The organism is Luteolibacter flavescens, assembly GCF_025950085.1.
Taxonomy (GTDB): Bacteria; Verrucomicrobiota; Verrucomicrobiia; order Verrucomicrobiales; family Akkermansiaceae; genus Haloferula; species Haloferula flavescens.
Genome location: NZ_JAPDDS010000001.1, coordinates 750636 through 766898, shown reverse-complemented (window position 1 = coordinate 766898; position 16263 = coordinate 750636). Strand labels below are relative to the sequence as shown.

General features: G+C 63.3%; 12 protein-coding genes. 7 read left to right on the top strand and 5 right to left on the bottom strand.

Features of this window, described 5'->3' with window-relative positions; all coding sequences use genetic code 11:
• The first annotated feature begins 13 nt into the window (after nucleotides 1-13).
• Together OKA04_RS03190 and mnmE are read left to right on the top strand one after the other, a co-directional pair.
• Nucleotides 14-3118 carry a hypothetical protein gene (locus OKA04_RS03190; RefSeq protein WP_264499676.1) on the top strand — a complete coding sequence of 1035 codons (3105 nt, stop codon included), beginning with the start codon at nucleotides 14-16 and terminating at the stop codon, nucleotides 3116-3118.
• Nucleotides 3115-4458, top strand: coding sequence for a tRNA uridine-5-carboxymethylaminomethyl(34) synthesis GTPase MnmE (mnmE, locus tag OKA04_RS03185; protein WP_264499675.1), 1344 nt, complete (start codon nucleotides 3115-3117; stop codon nucleotides 4456-4458). Before OKA04_RS03190 ends, mnmE begins: the two co-directional genes overlap by 4 nt.
• Here mnmE and OKA04_RS03180 read toward each other — a convergent pair.
• Complete coding sequence (locus OKA04_RS03180) at nucleotides 4433-4963, bottom strand: phosphotransferase-like protein (RefSeq protein WP_264499674.1); 531 nt, start codon at nucleotides 4961-4963, stop codon at nucleotides 4433-4435. The two genes, mnmE and OKA04_RS03180, sit on opposite strands and share 26 nt — an antisense overlap.
• A 65-nt stretch (nucleotides 4964-5028) precedes the next feature.
• Nucleotides 5029-5871: a sugar phosphate isomerase/epimerase family protein gene (locus tag OKA04_RS03175; RefSeq protein WP_264499673.1), complete on the bottom strand. Its 843-nt coding sequence runs from the start codon at nucleotides 5869-5871 to the stop codon at nucleotides 5029-5031.
• A gap of 106 nt (nucleotides 5872-5977) precedes the next feature.
• Here OKA04_RS03175 and OKA04_RS03170 point away from each other — a divergent pair, with 106 nt between their 5' ends.
• The 4 genes from OKA04_RS03170 (at nucleotide 5978) to OKA04_RS03155 (ending at nucleotide 10699) form a co-directional block, all read left to right on the top strand.
• Entirely contained in the window at nucleotides 5978-7081 is a 1104-nt protein-coding gene (locus OKA04_RS03170) for a hypothetical protein (RefSeq protein ID WP_264499672.1), read from the top strand.
• 65 nt (nucleotides 7082-7146) lie between these two features.
• On the top strand, nucleotides 7147-8148 hold the full coding sequence (locus OKA04_RS03165; RefSeq protein WP_264499671.1) for a sugar phosphate isomerase/epimerase family protein: 1002 nt from the start codon (nucleotides 7147-7149) through the stop codon (nucleotides 8146-8148).
• Nucleotides 8149-8191: 43 nt separating this feature from the next.
• Nucleotides 8192-9502, top strand: coding sequence for a hypothetical protein (locus OKA04_RS03160; RefSeq protein WP_264499670.1), 1311 nt, complete (start codon nucleotides 8192-8194; stop codon nucleotides 9500-9502).
• 48 nt (nucleotides 9503-9550) lie between these two features.
• The gene (locus OKA04_RS03155; protein WP_264499669.1) at nucleotides 9551-10699 is read left to right on the top strand and encodes a Gfo/Idh/MocA family protein; all 1149 of its coding nucleotides are present in this window, start codon (nucleotides 9551-9553) and stop codon (nucleotides 10697-10699) included.
• Nucleotides 10700-10708: 9 nt separating this feature from the next.
• Here OKA04_RS03155 and OKA04_RS03150 read toward each other — a convergent pair whose 3' ends face one another.
• The 3 genes from OKA04_RS03150 to OKA04_RS03140 all read right to left on the bottom strand — a co-directional run bounded on the left by OKA04_RS03150 (nucleotide 10709) and on the right by OKA04_RS03140 (nucleotide 14401).
• Nucleotides 10709-11677 (bottom strand): LysR family transcriptional regulator, encoded by a 969-nt coding sequence (locus tag OKA04_RS03150; protein ID WP_264499668.1) that lies wholly within the window; start codon nucleotides 11675-11677, stop codon nucleotides 10709-10711.
• Nucleotides 11678-11715: 38 nt separating this feature from the next.
• Nucleotides 11716-13254, bottom strand: a complete 1539-nt coding sequence (locus tag OKA04_RS03145; RefSeq protein ID WP_264499667.1) for an FG-GAP repeat protein — start codon at nucleotides 13252-13254, stop codon at nucleotides 11716-11718.
• A 94-nt stretch (nucleotides 13255-13348) separates the two neighbouring features.
• On the bottom strand, nucleotides 13349-14401 hold the full coding sequence (locus OKA04_RS03140; RefSeq protein WP_264499666.1) for a hypothetical protein: 1053 nt from the start codon (nucleotides 14399-14401) through the stop codon (nucleotides 13349-13351).
• Between the two features lie 151 nt (nucleotides 14402-14552).
• Between OKA04_RS03140 and OKA04_RS03135 the strand changes: the two genes are divergently transcribed.
• Nucleotides 14553-16259, top strand: coding sequence for an Hsp70 family protein (locus OKA04_RS03135; RefSeq protein WP_264499665.1), 1707 nt, complete (start codon nucleotides 14553-14555; stop codon nucleotides 16257-16259).
• Nucleotides 16260-16263: the final 4 nt, after the last annotated feature.

The following is a 16263-nucleotide window of genomic DNA, read 5'->3' as shown; positions in this document are numbered from 1 at the left end:
GTTTTACGATTCGATGCCGGGTTCCGTCGCCTTCCAGGACCAGCGGGAATTCCGCTGCAATCACTGCAGCGGACGGATTCTCGTGCCCCGGGACATGCCGCCGATGACCGGCCCGTGCCCCCATTGCGGAGGGACGATCACGTCGCCCGACCCGACCGACGATCTGCCTTCTGGCCCGCAGCGTCTGGAGGCAAAGATCCAGGTGCCGGCCGTCGCAGTGACGGAAAAGCAGGTGCCCGTGCCTGCACCCGCGACAGAGGTGAAGAAGCCGGTGCTTCCTCCGCCTCTGCCGCCATCGCACCAGGTTCGCTCGCCCTTTAGCGATACGCCACCTGCGCCGGTCGAGGAGCCGCGGAATGACGCGTGGTCGCGGGCTGAGGAATTGGCGAAGGCCCATGTTCGCGAGAAGGCGCAGGCCGAGGAGCGCGCGGCTGCTGCCGAGCGGGCACTCGCGGCGGAGCGTGCGCTTTCTGCGGAAAGAGCGAGGGCGGCCGAACTCGAGGCCGAAGCGGGCCGCGCCCAACAGCGGGCGGTTACCGACGAGAAATTTGCGGAAGCCGAGCGGGCCATCGCTGCGGAAAGAGCCCGCGTCGCGGAGATCGCCGCGGAGGCCGAGAGAGCGAAGGCGAACCAGCAGGCAATCGCCGATGAAAAGGCGGTCGCCGCCCAGCGTGCTCATGCCGCCGAATCCGCGCTGGCTGCCGAGAAGGCACGTGCCGCGGAGATCGCCGCCGAGGTGGAAAAGGTCCACGCTCGGCAATTGGCCGAGGCCGAGGCGAAGACGGCTGCGATGGAGCGGGCCTTCGCTGCGGAGCGAGCCTTGGCCGAGGAGAAAGCCCGTGCCGAGGAACGGGCGAAGGAGGCCGAGCGAGCCATGGCTTCCGAGCGGGTTTTGGCCGAGGAGAAATCCCGGGCCGAGGAACGGGCGCGCGAGATGGAGGCTATCCTCGCGCGAGAGAAGGCGGAAGCCGCCAGCAAGGCAAAGGCTGCCGAAGAAGCCCGCCTCGCCGAGCAAGCGCTGGCCGCCGAGCGGGCGCTCATTGCCGAGCGCGCCGCCGCGGCCGAACGGGCGCTGATTGCGGAGCGTGCCATGGCGGAGGAAAAGGCCGCCGCTGCCGAGCGCGCCAAGGCTGCGGAACAAGCGCTGGCCGCCGAGAAAGCCCGCGCCGAGGCGCGCATGGCAGAGATCACCCAAGCCTTGGCAGAAGAAAAGGCCCGGGCCCAGGCCCAAGCGGTCGCAGCGAAAAAAGCTCTGGAAGAGGAACGCGCGAAGGCTGAGGAGCGGGCGCGTGCCGAGGCTCGGGCTGCCGCTGAGAAGGCATTCGCCGCCGAGCGTGCAAAGGCGGAGGAGGATCGACGCCTGGCCGAGGAAAAGGCGCGCGCCGAAGCCAAGGCCGCCGCCGAGGCGGCACTGGCTGCCGAGCGGGCCAAGGCCGAGGAAGAGCGCCGACTCGCCGAAGCGAAGGCACGCGCCGATGCCAAGCTGGCCGCGGATAAAGCCGTGGCTGCCGAGCGCGCGAAGGCGGAAGCGGAGAGGCTGGTCGCCGAGGAAAAAGCCCGCGCTGAGGCACAAGCAGCCGCAGGGCGGGAGATCGCCGAGCAGCGCGCAAAGGATCAAGAGAAGCTGGCCGCCGCAGAACGGGCATTGGCTACGGAGAAGGCCCTCGCGGAGGAGAAGGCTGCTGCCGAGCAAAAGGCCGCCGCGGCTGAGCGCGCCCTCGCCGCCGAGCGGGTGATGGCTGCGGATCGCGCCCGTGCCGCCGCGCAGGCCCTCGCCGAGGAGAAAGCGATGACCCAGGCGATGGAGAAGGCCCGTGCTTCCGAAAAAGCCGCTGCCGAAGAGCGAGTCCGCACGGCGGAGCGCGAGCAGGCCGAGGCCGCCCGGAAGGCGCGGCTCGCCGAGCAGGCCCTCCAATCGGAAAAGGCAATGGCGGTGGAACGGATGTTCGCCGCGAAGCAGACTCTGGAAGTCCAGAAGGCGATGGCCCAGGAGCAGGCGCTCCATGGCCAGCAGGTTCCTGTGGCTACATCTGGTGCTTCACAGCCCGTGGGGCAGGGTGCGGCCTCTGCTGCACCGGCGCAGGCTGCCGTAGCCCCGGCTACGGAGGCTCCTGCGGAGAAGAAGAAACGTAAAGCAGCCGCGAAGCCCGCTTCACGGCGGAGCGTCCTCGTCCCGTGCCTCGTGGCCATGATGCTGATGGCCACCGGAGTTGCCGTCTGGATCATCCTGCCGAAGTGGCTGAATCCCCAGCGCACAGCCGGGAATCCAAGGCTGAACACCAGCGCGCAGGCTCAGGTGCGGGAGAAGGAGTATCTGGAAACCGGCTGGCAAACCGAGGCCCGCCAGATCCTTTCCGAATTCCTGGTCGCCGACTCGGCTTCCGGGAAGGCCGCCTTTTCCATCAACGGCAGCGACCTCCTGCAGACCATGGAGCAATTCTACGGGCCGGGTCGCATTGATGACTCGGACACCCCTTTGACTGGGTTTTCCGTCGAGCAACTCCCGATTGATGACCGGAAGCGCGGCATCTTCATGATGCGCTACGATCAGCCTCCGCAGTTCGAGATGCGCGACTTCTTCACGCCCCTCGCGCCGATCGAGGTGCAGCTCGGATTGCAGCCGCCCGACCTGCTCTTCTCGGCACTCGCCCGTGCGGATAATTTCACCTCGGAGCCCGTCAAGGCCCACGTCTTCTTCAAGCGCACGCCGGATGGCCTTCGCTTGGATTGGGAAACATTTGTCCAGACGAAGCACCGCACCTTCCGTGACTTCACCGAACTGCCGAATCCCGGTGCCAGCGGCATCTTCCGGCTCTTCGTGGTGGAGGACGTGCCGGAGAAGGGCAAGGACCGCACCGGCATGAAGACCTACCGCATGGTCGATCCCGCGCACAAGACGGACTCGGCGCGCGTGGATGCACCGGTCGATTCCGAGGCCGGGCGCGCGCTTTCCATCCTGAACTGGCGCGGCGTGAAGGACGCCAGACCGAAGACCCGCACGGCGACGATCGAGCTGGAGTGGACGAAGGATCCCGTGCCCGAATTGGCGGTGAAGCGCTTCATTTGCTGGGAATTCCTTGGCATCGGCGGTCAAGCGGTGGACACCACTCGCAGATGACCGAGTCCACCGATACCATCGCGGCGCTCGCCAGCGGTGGAGGCACCGCGGCAGTTGCGCTGATCCGCATTTCCGGGCCACAAGCCGAGGAGGTGGCGGATCGTGCCTGTGCTGGAGCGGCGAGCCGGGCCGGGGAACGCCGGGCGACCCGTGCGAAGGTTCGCGATGCCGAGGGGCGCGTGCTGGATGACGTGCTGATCACCGTCTTCCGCGGCACCCGCAGCTTCACGGGCGAGCCGGTGGTGGAGATCGCCTGCCACGGTGGGCGTCTCGTGACGCGCCGGGTGCTGGAGCGTTTGCTGGAGTGTGGTGCCCGATCCGCGGGTCCTGGTGAATTCACCGAGCGCGCATTCTTCCATGGCAAGCTGGACCTGACGCAGGCCGAGGCAATCATGGACCTGATCTCCGCCCAGAGCGATCTGGCGTTGCGGGCCGCTCACGAGCAGCTTGAGGGGGGAATCGGGCGCGAGGCCGTGCGTCTCGGCGAGGATCTCATCGGCGTGGTCGCCCACCTTGAGGCGTGGATCGATTTCCCGGAGGAGGACATCGACCCGGATACCGGCGACCTTTTCCTCGCGCGGGTTGCATCTGTCCGCGAGGGCATCGCGAAGCTCCTCGCGACGGCGGAGCAGGGGAGGATCCTCCGCGAAGGCGTCCGCACCGTGATCTGCGGTCGTCCGAATGCCGGGAAATCCAGCCTGCTCAATCTCCTGCTCGGCAGCGAACGCGCGATCGTGAGCGATGAGGCGGGGACCACCCGCGACACGATCGAGGAGACGATCATCCTCGATGGCGTCCCGCTCCGGCTCGTCGATACCGCCGGCCTGCGGGATGAGGCGGGCGGCATCGAGCGGGAGGGCATTCGCCGCACGCTTCATGAGGCCGGCCGCGCCGATCTCCTGCTGGTCGTCCGCGATGCGTCGCTGCCTGCCGCAGATAGTTCGGTCGAGCTACCGGAGAGCAACCGCGCCGTAACCGTGCTGAACAAGGCCGACCTGGGCGAGCATGCCGAGTGGGCGGAGCATGCTGGCATCCGGCTGTCGTGCAGCACCGGGGCTGGTCTCGATGATCTCCGCCGGGCCATCCGTGAAGCGCTGGATCTCGGTGAGGCGGATTGGGGCGAACACTCGGTGGCGATCAATACGCGTCACCGGGACTGCCTTCGACGGGCCGACGAATCGCTGGAGACGGCAGAGGTCCTGTTAGAAAGCGCCGCCGCCCCAGAGCTCGCGGCCCTTGAGCTTCGCGGAGCACTGGACGCACTGGGCGAAATCGTCGGCAAGGTAGACACCGAGGACATTCTTGGCGCGATCTTCAGCCAGTTTTGTATCGGGAAGTGAGGTATTTTTCGGCGGCATCTTGAGGGCTGATCGCTGTCGTATCGATGACAAGATCATAGCTCTCTAGCTGGTGCTGATTCCTGAAGGAGCGTTCAGCCTCTTCCAAGCTGCGATCCCCACGCTGGAGCGTGCGGCGCTTGATCTCACTCCACTCGCAACGCACCCCAACCGTGATCGGGAAAAGGTCCCGGAGATCCGTCTGAAGCGTATCGGCAAATTTGCGGCTCGGGATGCAGAGATCGAAAATGACGTTGTTCCCGCACTCGACCAAGGCCCTCAGGCAACGCAGGGCTGCCGCCCCAATCGCCCTGCCGTCCACTCCCGACCAATCGTTGGCCGAATTGCATCGGTGAAGGACGCTTGGCGGGAGGGTGTAGATGAGCGTGTCCATCGAGAAGCTGAGCCACATCGTGGGAAGCAGTAACTCCTGCAACGCGTTGGCGAGGGAGGATTTTCCGGAGCCGGACGGGCCCTCCAAAAAGATCAGCTTTGATGAATGTGACATTACCGCGTCCGTGTGAATGCCACGCGTCCTCTAGCAATTCTCTTGGGCCGGGAGATCGAAGAGCCTCACTTCAAGCACTCGCGGATATACGCGATGCCCTTTGTGTAAACTTCCTCGGGCTCGGGGAAGAGATCGCGCCAGACGCGGGTGGCGGCGGCGAGTTCCGGCAGGGAGCGGCCGAAGGCCTCGATGGTCAGCCAACCGTCGTAGCCCACTTCCTTGAGTACCTGGATGCTCTCGCGAATGGCGGCATTGCCCGTGCCGGGGGTGCCGCGGTCGTTCTCGGAGATATGGACGTGGCCCACGCTGCCGATGTGCTTCCGCAGCGATGCCGCAGGGTCCTTCTCCTCGATGTTCGCATGGAAGGTGTCGAACATCGTCGTGAAATTCGGATGGTTCACCAGTGCGGAGTATTCGGCACCCTGGGCCATGGTGGTGATGAAGTAGCACTCGAAGCGGTTCAGCCACTCGATGACCAGCTTCACGCCGGCCTGCTGGGCATACTCTGCCACCTCGCGGTGCACCTCGGCGGCGCGGCTCCACTCGTCGGGGGTCGGCCCATTGCCGGTGAAGACGCCCAGCGGCTGGTGGTAGGGGCCCATGAGGATCTCCGTGCCGGCGGCATGGCAGGAGTCCACGATGCTTTTAAGGTAGTCCACGGCCCCGGCGCGGTGGGCGGCCTCGGCGCTGCTCGGGTTGTGGGCTTCATCCGGAATGACCGTCACGGCAGTCGAGCGCAGGCCTTGGTCGGCCAGTGCCTTGCCCACCACCTTGTAGTGCTCCGTGTCCGCGGAAAAGATCGGCAGCTCCACGCCATCGTAGCCGGCTCCCTTGAGGGAGGAGAGGAGATGGAACTGGTCTTCCTGAAGGGCCGGGGTCCAGAGGAGCAGATTGAAGCCGATGTTCATGGTAGGTCAGTGACTAGTTTTCCGAGTGCCGGGCGGCTACTCATTTTTATAGGTCATGTGATTTTGCTTCCGTTTTTGTGAGGTTTTTTCTGAATCGCGCTCATCAATGAACGATCTTGTCCATGGCGAACCAAGCTGGAAGCTCTCCCTAGGCGGGGTTTCATTGTGGATTTCCTGCCGTGCCGGGCACATGGCACCGGTAGAGTTCCAGCTCGGTGAGCGCACGGTTTCTCCCTACGCGCTGGCTCCCTGGACGCCGGATGAGGTGGATTCCGCGCTTCCTCCGCTCTTGACCGTCCTGCGCGGGGACTTCCTCTGCTTTCCCTTTGGTGGTCAGAAGAGTGCGCCTCCCCACGGCGTCGCGGCGAATGCGGAGTGGAAGATCGTGGCCGGCGGCGACGATCGCCTCCACCTTGGCATGGACGACCAAGATAGTGGTGGATGGCTGGAGAAAATTGTCATTTTGCGGGAGGGCGAAACCGCGATCTACTGCGAACATCGTATTTCCGGGGTCGAGGGCGACTACAGCTACGGCAATCACCCGGTGATGGACTTTTCCCGTCTCACCGAGGGCGAGGGGCTTGTCAGCGTGTCGCCTTTCCGTTGGGGATCGGTCTATCAGGGGCTATTTTCAAACCCGCTGAATCGCGAATACGGAGCGCTGAAGCCCTCCGCGACCTTCACGGATCTCCGTGAGGTACCGCTTGCAACCGGCGGCACTGCCGATGTCTCGAAGTACCCGGCGCGCCAAGGCTTCGACGACTCGGTCATGATGCATGCGGAGCCTGCCACGGAGGAGCAGCCTTTCGCGTGGTCTGCCGCGGTCTTCGACGGCTACGTGTGGTTTTCCCTGAAGAACCCGGCGGACTTTCCCTCGACGCTGCTGTGGATCTCGAATGGCGGGCGTCACGGTGCTCCGTGGAATGGCCGCCACTTCGGCCGCATGGGCATCGAGGAGGTCTGCTCCTACTTCGCCGATTCCGTGGACGTCTCCCGCACGAACCCGCTGGCAGCGGAAGGCGTCCCCACGACGCGGGCTTTCCGGAAGGATGAGACCGTCTCGCTGCGTCTCATCCAGGCGGTGGCCGCCGTGCCGGAGAGGTTCGGCCGTGTCATCTCCATCACGCCTGCCGGGCCCGGCAAGGTCGTCATTTCCGGGGAATCCGGCACCTCCGTCGAGGCTCCCATCGACTGGAATTTCATTCTCTAACAAACCAAGGCATCCGCAAACAGGACTTCGAGTCACTTACAACCCAACATCTACAACCCAAGATCATGAAACTTCACAATGCCATGTGGCCCGGCTTGGTCGGGAAGGAACCCGGCACCGACCATCCGCCGATTGCACTCGACCGCATGCTTGAGATGACTGCCGCTGCATCCGTGGGTGGTCGCAAGTATGACGGTGTCGATCTCTTCCTCTTCCACCCGCACACTGATCCGGATGCGTCCGACGATGCGATCAAGGCAATGGCCGACAAGATCGCGGCGCACGGCTTGAAGGTGGGCTCGCTGGTGGCCCCGGTCTGGCCGGGCACCGTCGGCGGACCGGCTTTCGGCTCGGCTGATGATCGCAAGAACTTCGTTCTCGCCGTCGAGAAGGCCTGCCGCATCGCAGACATCCTCAAGGCGCATGGTGTGCGCGAGTATGGACTGATCCGCATCGACTCCGCCGGTGGCGTGCACGATTGGGCAGAGGATCCCGCGGGCAATACCAAGAAAATCGCCGAGACCTGGCGTGAAGCCGGCAAGGTCGCTGCCCAACACGGCGAGCGCCTCGCTGCAGAAGGCGAGATCTGCTGGGGCGGCATGCACTCGTGGAAGGCGATGATCGACACGCTGGAAGCGACCGGCATGCCAGAGACCGTTGGCTTCCAAGCCGACCTCGCCCACACCTACCTCTACCTCATGGGCTACAATGCTCCCGAGGCGGCCCTCCTCAAGGAAGGCTACACCGACGAGGAATTCTGGCCTGCCTACAAGACGCTGACCGATGCGCTGCGTCCGTGGACCATCGACTTCCACGTCGCGCAGAACGATGGCTCGGTCCACGGAACCGGCAGCCACGACAAGACCGGCCGCCACTGCCGTGCCGATGATCCGAATGGCAAGCTGGACATCGTCAAGTGCTCCACCTTCTGGCTGCAAGGCGCTGCCGATCGCGGCGTGAAGCACATCTGCTGGGACGGTTGCATGTTCCCCAACGACATCCTCGAGGACGCCCGCACCTGGGAGACCATCCTCGGCAAGATGATCGAAGTCGACGAGGCGCTCTGAAGCGGCGGCCACTCCATATATCATTCTTCAGTAACCATCTATCATGGCTACCCAGACTTCAATTCTTGCGGAGAAACTGCACGAGTATCCTCATCACGATGTCATCGACGGAGGATCGGATTCGATTCTCGATGACTGCCTCAATCAGAACGACGGGGTGCTGCAGCTTCTGCATCGCTACGCCGGCCGGACATTCTGCTCGCCGGGCAAACGTCTTCGTCTGGATGAGAAATCCTACTATCCGGACTACATGGGCGGAACCGGCCTCGATGAGGTCTGGATGTGCTGCACCGTGCCAATTGTGACCGGCGTCATCGATACCCGCACGGGAAAGGCGCCGTTCCGTGAAGGAGAAGCCCACGTGCTCACTCCTGGCGGGCAAGTCATCTCGCTTCAGGATCTGATCGAGACCAATCCTGAAGCCGTCATGGGAGAAAAGATCGTGGCGGTTTCCCAATCCCTGTTCGGCAGGATCACCTGGCCGATCGTGTCCAAGAAGTTCGACAACCTGAACCCCATTCCCCATCACCTTCACTGGTCGAAGTGGGAGGTTTACGACATCAATTCCTTCGACAATCCCGGAGTCAGCCCGTCGCACTACCACACCACGGCCATGGGGCTGTATCCGTTCGTCACCAAGGACCAGTTCCTTGCCTGCATGCAGCGTTGGGGTCAGGGCGAATACAACGGGGTGCGGCATTTGTCGTCGCACACGATGATGAAGCTGGATGACGGCTTCGTGATGCCGAATGGCGTGCTGCACTCGCCGACGGACCTTTGCACGCACGAGCTTCACGTCACGATGGACGAGCATTTCCTGGCCGAGGATCTGACGCTCGACGGAAGGATCGGAGCGGCCGATGCGTTCTACGCCTGCCGGGAAGAGGACTATCCGAAAAACCGGCACGAAGACTGGGAGTACTTGGTGGACAAGTTCGACTTCGAGGCGAACCAGGATCCCGACTTCGTTCAGAAGAATTCGCGTCCGGCCATCACCGCCAAGGAGTTCTCCGGCGATGGAGTCGACGCGCGGTGGATTGTTTACGGTGATTTCCTCGGTGACCAGAAGTGCTCCATTCTCCGTCTCATCCTTGCACCCGGAGCCAGGACGAATTTCCGCCCGGAAAGCCCCGCGCTGTTCCACACGAACGGCGGACGCGGTCGGGTCGGAAAACTCGAAGTGCGCTATCACCAGGACATGAAGCTCGGCGAAATCTATCCCGAAATCGGATTCATCACCCAGGCCGCGCTGAATCGCGGTGGTGTGGAAATCGAGAATACGGGAGATGAACCACTCGTGCTGACCTTCGACTTCCCGCAACAAGCGCATTCCCAAACACCCGGCGCGGCATGACGCCGTTTTGAATCAAACATCAACCCAAGACGAACCCTCTTCCTCATCATGAAAAAGGAAATCCGCATCGGTCTCATCGGCTACGGCTTCATGGGCCGTACCCACTCGAATGCCTACTCGCAGCTCAGCCACTTCTTCGACACCACGCACGTCCCGGTTCGTCAGGCCGTCTGCGGCCGTGACGAGGAGAAGGTGAAGGCCTTCGCAGAGAAGTGGGGCTATGCTTCCTACGAGACCGACTGGCGCAAGCTGGTCGAGCGCGACGACATCGACGCGGTGGACATCTGCACGCCGAACGATTCGCACGCCGAGATCGCCCTCGCCTGCATCAAGCATGGCAAGATGATCCTCTGCGAGAAGCCGCTCGCGCTGAATGGCGAGCAGGGCGAGGCGATGGTCAAAGCCGTCGAGGAATCCGGCCTGCCGAACCTCGTCTGGTATAACTACCGCTTCCTGCCCGCCGTCACGCTGGCGAAGAACATCGTGGATGCCGGTGAGCTCGGTCGCGTCTTCCACTATCGCGCGAACTTCCTCCAGGACTGGACCATCTCGGAAGAGCTCCCGCAGGGTGGTGCCGGCCTCTGGCGCCTCGATGCGGCGGCTGCGGGTTCCGGTGTGACCGGTGACTTGCTGGCGCACTGCATCGATACCGCGCGCTGGATCAACGGCGATATCGTGTCGGTCAGCGCAATGACGGAGACCTTCATCAAGGAGCGCGTGCATACCGCCACCGGCGAGAAGCATCCCGTCACCATCGACGATGCCTGCGCCTTCCTCGCCCGCTTCGAGAATGGCGCGCTGGCCATCTTTGAAAGCACCCGCTATGCGCGTGGCCACAAGGCGCTCTACACCTTTGAGATCAACGGTGAGAAGAAGTCGTTGGCTTGGGATCTGCACGATCTCAACTACCTGTCCTACTTCGATCACGGGGTTCCCGGTGACCGTCGCGGCTGGACCAATATCCACGCGACCGATGGCGACCATCCTTACTCCGGCAACTGGTGGGTGCCCGGCCTGTGCCTCGGCTACGAGCACTCCTTCACCCACGAGCTGGCCGAGTTCTTCAAGGACCTCGACAGCCCGCAGAAGGAAAAGCGCTACCCCGACTTCCGCCACGCGCTCGGCACCCAGTACGTCTGCGACGCCGTCCTCGAGTCGGCGAAGACGGGCCAGTGGGTGAACGTGAAGAAGGCCTGATCTCTTCTGTCAGCCCTTTGCGACGTGACCGCGGCCTCGTGTCGCGGTCACGTTCTTTTTTGCAGGGGCAGCGGCACCGGCTGTCGTCTGCTCGATGAGCATGCGGACGTAGCCCTTCAGCTCGTTCACGAACCAAGAGACGACGGGCTTCGGCTCGCGGAGATAGACGGCGACCACCTGGACGGGCGCGAATTCGCGGATCGGTATCTGCCTCAGGCCGCCCGTGACCTGGACACCGGGGATCATGACAGACATGCCCACGCCGAAGCCGTGCTTCACGTAGTCGCGGATCACGTCGAAGTTGCCGACTTCCACCTCCGTCTCCCAGATCAGTCCGGCGGCGGTGAGCCCTTCGCGGAAGCGCCGGGTGATCACGCTTTGCACGGGCGGCGCGATGAGCGGGAGATCGAGGCTTCCGTCCTTCCGCTTGTGGCGGGAGAGCACCTGCTTCCACGTCGTGCAGGGAAAGTCATCCGGCACGAGCAATGCGAGCGGTACTCGGAGCAGCTCGTCCATCCGTAGCGGAGGAGGGAAGGCACCGATCACCGCGCCGACGGAGATGTCCGCGATCTGCTTCACCAGATGGTCCGCGATCTCGTCCATCTGGATTTCCCGCAGGCTGATCCGCAGGCCGGGCTTCTTCGACTTCATCGCGAGCATCAGGCCCGGCAGGTGATGCCGCAGGACCGAGGGGCACGCGCCGAGCTTCAGGTGGAGCGATCCTTCCTGACGGATCTCGTCCGCCAGATCCGGGAGCTGGGTGAAGAAGGGCTGGATGCGGTCGAAGAGGATCTCGCCCTCGGGGGTCAGCGAAAAGGGCCGACGGATGAAAAGCGTCACCCCGAGCTCCTTTTCCAGGCGGCAGATCTGCGCGCTCACCGAGGGCTGCTGGATGCCATAGGGCATGCTGCGCACCGCCGCGGTGATGCCGCCGAACTTCGCCACATAGTAGAAGAGCTCGAGGTGATGAACATTCATGCCTCTTTCGCTACACGGGGAGATGTAGGGGGACAAGCTCACCGGCTCTCGATGCGATAGAAGCGCTTCCGCTCGGCGCCGGGCGTGCCTGTCTCGATGATCTTCGGCACGCCGCTGGAAGCGGGGAAGGGGACCCCCACGTCAGTCCAGCCCTGCAGGTCCGTGCTGGTGCGCAGTTGATAGTTTCCCGTTCCCCTCGGAGTGAAGGTGATGCGTCCGAGCCTGCTGAAGTCCACCGTGCCCAAGCCGCCGGGCGAGGGGAAACCGGTCAGCCTGATGTCCGTGACGACCCGTCCTATCGAGGACGTGCGCGACCAGAACATGACGCGCTGGTCGTCCATGAAGAGCTCCGTGTCGAAGCTCGTGTTCACCAGCGTGATGCCGGGCACGTTGTCGATGGAGAACTTCCCGCCGCTGACCGCTTGCCAGGTGCCCGTGGTGGCTTTTTCGAAGAGATAGATCGAGCCCGCGTCGTTGACTCCGGCCACGTCGTCATTGTTCGCGCACACGGCAAGGACGTCGCCGCGCAGTACCGCCACGGCTCCGAATTCATCTCCAGCGGCGGCGTCCGGCGCGGTGATGCGCGTGGGAGTGATGCCCCAGTTGCCGGGGCCGCCTTCATTCCTGGAGAGGATGTAGACGGTGCCCGCGTCCCTCTGCGTGGACGAGAGATCCCTGCCTATGGCACCCACAGCCACCTGGTCTCCCGAGATGGATATGGTGCGGCCGAAGTAGTCGGCGGTTACTCCGTCCGGTGCGTATCTCCGGCCATTTGGCAGCAGGCCCCAGCGGTCGGATCCTCCTTGGTTCCTGTGATAGATGAAGAGCGCCCCGCGACCGATATCGGAGGGAGACGAGGGTGTCTCCCGGTATCCCTCGAAGGGCGAGCCCACGATCAAGGTGTCTCCGGTGAGTGCCAGAGTGTATGCGAAATGGCTCATGCTGAGGTCGGTCCCTTCCAGCTTCACGCCGGGCACCTGGCCCCACTGGTTCGTGCCGCCGCGGTCCTTCTCGAAGACGTAGAGGAATTTCATGCCGACGCTGCTGGCCTTGGCCGATACGACCAGACGTCCGTCGCTGTAGGCCATCACGTCGCCGAGTCCCTTCGACAGCGCGCCATTCGGTAGCTGGTGGTCGGTGGCGGTGATCTGCTTGATCAGGCCCCAGTTGTTATCCCCGCCGACATCCCGGCCATAGACATACACCGCGCCCTGGTCGTTGTTCGTGCCGTCGGAAGGTGTCCGTGCGTTGTAGAGCGGATCGGAAACGAAGATCGTGTTCCGGTCCGGCATCAGCACGTAGTGGCCGAATTCATCGGAGTTGTCGCCCGTCGAAAGCAACACGGGCTTCCGGGCAAAGGGCTCCCAGGTGCCGCCATTCCGCTCATAGAGCAGCACGCGGTTGTCCTCGGAGACGGCCATGAAATTGCCGACTGCGACGATGTTGTCGCCAAAGCGGTTGTTGTTCCTCGGACCGGAGACATTTTGGTCGAAGGCGGCGGTGAGAGCTTGGCTGGCCTGGGGGAGGAAGGGGAGGCAGATAGCGGCGACGGCGATGCTTCTAACAGTCGTGATCATCACCGCACATTAGGCTGCGGTGGTCACGTTCCGTTAATCGAAAGAAATCGTCCTCATCATAGATCCAGTCTATGAAGTTGAGCGGCAGTCATGATCACTCCGCGGGCACGAAGCTCTCCGCCATGCCGCCGAGTGCATTGAGCCGGGAGTAGCGGGTATCGATTTCAAACCGCTGCTTCTCCCCCGCACTCCACTCGATGGAGAGGTGATAGCGCCCCTCCAGTTTCCATCGGCCGGTCCGGTCCTTCTTCTTCACGTCGGACTGGTCCTTGAAGAAAAGCTCGCCGTTCTCCGACTTCCAATTCGACCCGATCAGCCAGGCGGCGGCCTCCTTCAAATCCTGCGGGCCGGTGATGGATTCCACCTGCACGGCATCTCCTTCCTCGAGATCCTGCACCCGCTTGATGCCGCCTTTCGTGTAGGTGATCTTCAGATATTTGCGGTGCCAATACTTCGGATCTCCGCCCATGTCCGTCGTGTTCACGTTGAAGTCCTTTCCCGCGGCGACGAGTTCCGAGATCCTGCGGGTCACGTCCATGGTCTTGTCATCTCCGGTGAAGGTTGCCTCCACGATGGTCACGTCGGATTTCGCGCGAACCTTTGGAACGACAAATCCGCCGGGCTGTTGCAGCGTCTTCACCCGCTCGGCGATCACATCCATCTCTTCCTTTACGGCAATCGCCTGGCTGGTCTCACCTTTCTTGGTGAGATCCTCGACGATGCGCTTGAGCTCCTGCCCGAACGAACGCTCGGCCTGAAGCAGGGCAGGGCGGGCCTGCTCCGCCACCTTGGGCCGCTGCTCGAGATAGATTCTCTCAAGTCGTGCGATGGCAGCGTTGCCCGACTCGCCGTCGGGTGTGCCGTAGCTTTGGTATTCCCCGAGAGCCGCCTCCGCTTCCATCAGGGCGGTGGGGTTTGCCGCTGCTTTGGAATCATCGCGGATCTTCTCGATGGCTTCCCGATACTTGGTCGCGAGTTCGAGGAGTGGTGCCTTTGCCTTGGTTCTGCCGTCTTCGGCCAGCGACCGGAGATAGTCCAATTCCATCGCCACCGCGGGGGTGACGTCGGTCTTAGAGGCCTGGCCCAACGCAGTGGTGGCAAGGCTGAACGACAGCAGGAGGATCGGATGTGACAGGGGGATGCGCATCTTTCTAATGACTTTCCTCACATAGAAAATCGGCAGGATAGGGTCAAGGGCGGTGAAATCAGGGCGCTGCGGCACTCTTTCCGGAAAGTGATCCCGTCCGTCATCTCCGGCGCGATTGCAAAGTTGAGGGGTTTCCGCCAGTCTCCCGCGCGTGATCGGCATCGACCTTGGAACCACGAACAGCCTTGTCGCAGTTTTTGAAAACGGCCATCCCCGGGTCCTCGCAAATGAGTTGGGAGAGGAGTTGACCCCCAGTGTCGTGGCGGTGGCGGAGGATGGGCGGCTTTTGGTCGGCAGGGCTGCGAAGGACCGCCTGGTCTCCGATCCCGCCTCCGGGATGGCCTGCTTCAAGCGGGACATGGGCACGCCCGCGAAGTACCGCTTCGGCGGGAAGGAATGGAGTCCGGTGACCTGCTCGGCAATGGTCCTGTCCGAGATGAAGCGGATCGCCAGCCTGCATCTCGGCGAGGAAGTCACGAAGGCAGTGATCACCGTGCCCGCCTACTTCCACGACCAGCAGCGGCAAGCCACCGTGGAGGCAGCGAAGATCGCCGGACTGCAGGTGGAGCGCATCATCAATGAGCCGACCGCCGCGGCATTGGCCTATGGCTACCGGAATCCCGAGCAGGAGACGCAGGTGCTCGTATTCGATCTTGGTGGCGGTACCTTTGACGTGACGCTGCTGGAAATTTTCGACGGCGTGGTGGAGGTGAAGTCCACCGCTGGCGAGAGCCGCCTCGGTGGCGAGGATTACACCGATGCCCTGTGCGAGTGGCTGGAGAAGAGACACGGCTGGGTGCCGGACAAATCGCAGCGTGGAAACTGGCGGCAGCGGGTCGAGGTGGCGAAGCGCCTGCTGGCCGTCCATGAATCCGCGAGTGTATCTCTCGACGGCAAGCTCGTGGAGGTGACGCGCGAGGAATTCAAGGATGCCACCGCCGCGATCACCGCCCGCCTGCGACCGGTCGTGAGCCGTTGTCTCCGGGATGCCGGGATCACCGCTGCCGATCTGAATGACGTGCTCATGGTCGGCGGTGCGAGCCGCATGAGCGTGGTGAAGGACTTCGCACAGGATCAACTCAAGCGCATCACATCGATCAAGCTGGACCCCGACCGCGTCGTCGCGCTGGGCGCAGCGGTGCAGGCAGGTCTCTGTGCGAATGACTCGGCGGTGGGAGATATCGTGCTGACTGATGTATGCCCGCACACGTTGGGCGTCGAGATGGCGAAGGAAAGTGCGAGCGGTCGTCCGGAAGCTGGCTATTTCGCTCCGATCATCGACCGGAACACGACCGTGCCCGTCAGTCGCAGCCGCGTCTTCAATACCATGCATCCCCAGCAGGAATTCGTGGAGGTGGAAGTCTTCCAGGGCGAGGCACGCATGACGAAGGACAACCAGCGGATCGGCCAGGTGACCGTGGCCGGCCTGCGGCATCAGCCGGGGCAGAAGCGCCCGGGCGAGGTGGACATCCGTTTTTCCTACGACATGAACGGCATCCTCGAGGTGGAAGTGACCGTGCTTTCCAGCGGCCAGAAGAAACGCCTCGTGATCGAGCAGCGTCCGGGATCGCTATCGAAGATGGAGATCGAGGAAGCCATCGCGCGGATGCAACCGCTGAAGCTGCACCCGAGGGACCTGCTGCCAAACCGGGCGCGCCTGGAACGCGCGAACCGCGTGTTCGCAGAGTTGGTCGGGCCTGCGCGCGATCATCTGAATGCCGTGACGGATCGCTTCGAAGCCGCGCTGGAGTCGCAGGATGCGCAGGCGATCAAGGAGGCGGCGGCTGTGCTCGATACCTTCCTGCGCGGCTTCTTCGAACACGAAGGCGAACGCCAGCCTGAACCCCTCGACGCCTGACCTC